The organism is Microcystis sp. M49636_WE2 (genome assembly GCF_030065375.1).
GTDB lineage: Bacteria > Cyanobacteriota > Cyanobacteriia > Cyanobacteriales > Microcystaceae > Microcystis > Microcystis aeruginosa_C.
In genome coordinates, this window is sequence record NZ_JASJFG010000296.1 from 1 (window position 1) to 2,774 (window position 2,774).

Annotated in this window: 3 protein-coding genes; 2 read left to right on the forward strand and 1 reads right to left on the reverse strand. The window is 42.9% G+C overall.

All coding sequences use genetic code 11. The annotated features are described in order from the left end of the window. On the forward strand, positions 1 to 423 hold a 423-nt coding region (locus PX484_RS07070; RefSeq protein WP_502882701.1), incomplete at its 5' end, for a 3-dehydroquinate synthase family protein. Here the strand turns inward: PX484_RS07070 and PX484_RS07075 are convergent. Beyond that, entirely contained in the window at positions 400 to 1,536 is a 1,137-nt protein-coding gene (locus PX484_RS07075) for a geranylgeranyl reductase family protein (protein WP_002801561.1), read from the reverse strand. The two genes, PX484_RS07070 and PX484_RS07075, sit on opposite strands and share 24 nt — an antisense overlap. Positions 1,537 to 1,749: 213 nt before the next feature. Here PX484_RS07075 and PX484_RS07080 point away from each other — a divergent pair. Next, the coding region (locus PX484_RS07080) for an AAA family ATPase (RefSeq protein ID WP_353853214.1) at positions 1,750 to 2,774 on the forward strand (1,025 nt) is incomplete at its 3' end.

Sequence of the window (2,774 nt, forward strand, 5' to 3'; positions counted from 1 at the left end):
TGCCAAGCTAAAGCAGATGTGGTAAGCAAAGACGAAAAAGAAGCGGGTTTGCGGGCGATCTTAAACTATGGTCACACGATCGCCCACGGCATTGAAAGTTTAACGGGATATACTAGCGTTAACCACGGGGAAGCGGTGGCCATGGGGATGGTGGCGGCAGGAGCGATCGCTGTTAAACTGGGAATGTGGACCGCCGGGGAAAATCAACGTCAAACCGATTTAATCGAAAAAGCCGCCTTAGAAACCCGTATGCCGCCTTTAAATGCCGATGAGATGGTAAATGCTCTCACTGCCGATAAAAAGGTTAAAGATGGTCAAGTTAGATTTATTTTACCAACGGCAATCGGCCAAGTCACCATTAGCGATCGAGTCACCCCCACCCTGGTGCGCGAGGTGTTATCACCAACCGAATCCGGGCAGTAAAAGCTTTTTCAATTGTTGCATCGCTTGTCCCGTAACATCCCGGTATTTTAAATCTCCCACGAGAATACGTCCCATCAGTTGACCGGCGATCGGCCGTTTAACGGCGACATTGTAGGCGATTTGGGTAAATTGATAGAATAAACCGGCTAATTTAGCCGCTAAAGCCATATCTTCCCCCCATTCTTCCCGAATTATCCGACTATAGCCCGCTAAAGCCTGATTATCTCCGGCTAAAGCTCGATCGATCGCCTCGGCTGCCTTAACTCCCGTCAAAATTGCCGGACGGATACCCTCTCCGATGAGCGGATCGAGAATCCCCGCCGCTTCCCCTGTAATTAGGGCATTTTGGGCGTGTAGCGGTTGATTTCCGTTCCAAAGGGCTAAAGCATACTCACTATAGCGATAATCCTCTAAATTCCAGCCTTTTTGATGGGCATAATTTAACAGTTGTTTTTTTAGCTCCTCGGATTTGATGCTGCCCTTAAAACAAGCACCGCTAATTGTGTAACCATTAGACTTGGGAAAAGCCCAGATATAACCATTTTTTAGGGAACCAAAGTCAAAAAAAGCTTTTTTGGGGGGAATAGTCGCTTCTGCGTTAGTAATTTCCAGAGTAGCCCCGATCGCTTGGTTTTTCGCCGGTAATCCTAACCAGCGACTGGTACTGCCCCTAACACCATCGGCAGCAATCAGATATTTGCCTGAAAATGTTCCTTGGGATGTGGTAACTTGCCAGTGATCTTGGATGAATTTGATCTGGGTAACTTCGCTGTTATCTTGGATAGTTGCCCCGACTGCGATCGCCTGTTGACCTAAAAAATCATCGAAACGATCCCTTTGTACCATCCACATCGGTTCTAGCATATTTAACTTAGTGGTGGCGGCATCCCCCTGTTTCCAAGTAAACTCCACTTGGGTGACGGTATTCTCGATCACGGGGGTAAAGTCAAAATCAAACCACTGCTTAATTGCTGGGGATACCCCACCACCACAGGGTTTATAACGGGGTAATTTCGCTTTATCGAGGATCAGGATCGATCGTCCCCTTTTAGCTAGATGATAACCCGCCGTCGTTCCTGCTGGTCCCGCACCGATGATAATACAGTCAAACATTTGTACTAATTTAAGTCGTTGAACAAATTTATAGACAATTTACGCTATTTTGGGCAACTTGTCTTGAGTCTGGTTTCTTGTCCCTTCCTCAGGCGGCTGATTTATACCCCAATTTCCCAGAGAGTCTAATCTCTGGCTTTTTTGGCTAATTGATCAGTTATCTTCACCTGATCAATCGTATAATCAAAAAAACTATAACTGCTCGATTATATCATGAAAATTGTTTCTATTAAAATAAAAAACTATCGTATGTTTAAAAACATACACATAAGAGATATTCCCCCTTTTTGTGTGATTATTGGAGCTAACGGCACGGGAAAATCTACTCTATTTGATATTTTTGGGTTTCTGCGAGATGCCCTCAAAAACAACATTCGCCAAGCCTTACAAATTCGCGGCGGTTATAGAGAAATTATCACTAGAGGTCAAGAACAGGAAAATATTGAAATCGAGCTGCAATTTCGCATGAAAATCTTAGATACAGAACGTCTGGTTACTTATATACTTATAATTGGACAAAACAAAAATCGCCCTGTTATCAAACGCGAAATACTTCGCTATAAACGGGGTGAACACGGTAAACCTTTTCATTTTTTAGATTTTCAACTTGGTCAAGGATATGCTATCACCAACGAAGAAGATTTTAGTAAACCAGATAAAGAACTCGATCGAGAAGAACAACAGCTAGAATCTAACGATATACTAGCGATCAAAGGATTAGGACAATTTCAACGTTTTAAAGCCGCTACAGCCTTTCGTTCTCTGATTGAAAATTGGCACGTTTCTGACTTTCATATTAGCGAAGCTAGAGGAAGTAAAGAAATATCTTATGCTGAACACTTATCCCCTACTGGCGACAATATAGCTACAGTTGCTCAATATATTTATCAACAATATCCCACAATTTTTCAGCAAATTCTCGAAAAAATGAAACAAAGAGTTCCGGGTATTTCCTCTGTGGAAGCCAAAGAAACCGAAGACGGTCGCTTGATTTTACGTTTTCAAGATCAGGCCTTTAAAGACCCTTTTATTGATCGCTATGTTTCTGACGGGACTATGAAAATGTTCGCTTATTTAATATTACTATTCGATCCCAATCCTCATCCCCTACTCTGTGTCGAAGAACCAGAAAACCAACTTTATCCTACTTTATTAAAAGAACTAGCCGAAGAATTCGCCCACTATAGCGATCAGGGGGGTCAGGTATTTGTTTCTAGCCACTCCCCCGATTTTATCAA